Source organism: Raineya orbicola (assembly GCF_002843425.1).
Taxonomy (GTDB): Bacteria; Bacteroidota; Bacteroidia; order Cytophagales; family Thermonemataceae; genus Raineya; species Raineya orbicola.
Genome location: NZ_NKXO01000099.1, coordinates 1 through 658 on the forward strand (window position 1 = coordinate 1; position 658 = coordinate 658).

Below are 658 nucleotides of genomic sequence, written 5' to 3' on the forward strand. Positions count from 1 at the left end.
CTACCACATCTTTGCCCTTGAAACTACTTTCTTGTATTTGATACACCAAATCACCCGCAGGACTAATGGCACTGATGGCAGAAAGGTGTTGATAACGACAGCCTTCCCGAAGCACAGGGCTATGTCCTCGCTTTGCCCAAGTAATACCTAGTTGGGGTAACAAATAAAAACTCGCTTCATCTACATACAACAACACTCTATTCTCTGCTATCGCTTTTTTTTCAAAGAGGGCAAGGTGGTCGCTAAGTAGTGAGCTACCTTGCTTTCATCTTGCCGATAATCCACAACCTTCGGCTTTTGACGACTATAACCTATTTTCCTCAAAATACAAGGTATGTAATGCACGTGATAACTCACATTAAATTTCTCCTTTATCAACCATTGTACTCGCTTACTATTCCACACCGAGCCCTCAAATCCAAAGGCTTCCGCCCCCATTTCCAAATATGCAACTAATTGTTTCTGCTCTGATGGCGTCAATCTACTCTGAAGATGACCGCCCCATTTGGGAATGTCTCTTACTGTTTTCTTTAATATCTGACTTACGCGAGCTTGGCTAATTGATAATAGCTCTGCTATTTTGACCTGTTTCAGACCTTCTTTCCGTAATTTGAAAACCATATCATATAAAATTGCTCTATCCATAATTTTCTCTTTT

At 40.7% G+C, this 658-nt stretch carries 1 protein-coding gene; it reads right to left on the reverse strand.

The genetic code is table 11. From position 1 onward, the window contains the following. Positions 1-207: 207 nt before the first annotated feature. On the reverse strand, positions 208-658 hold a 451-nt coding region (locus Rain11_RS13780), incomplete at its 5' end, for a helix-turn-helix domain-containing protein (RefSeq protein WP_207764464.1).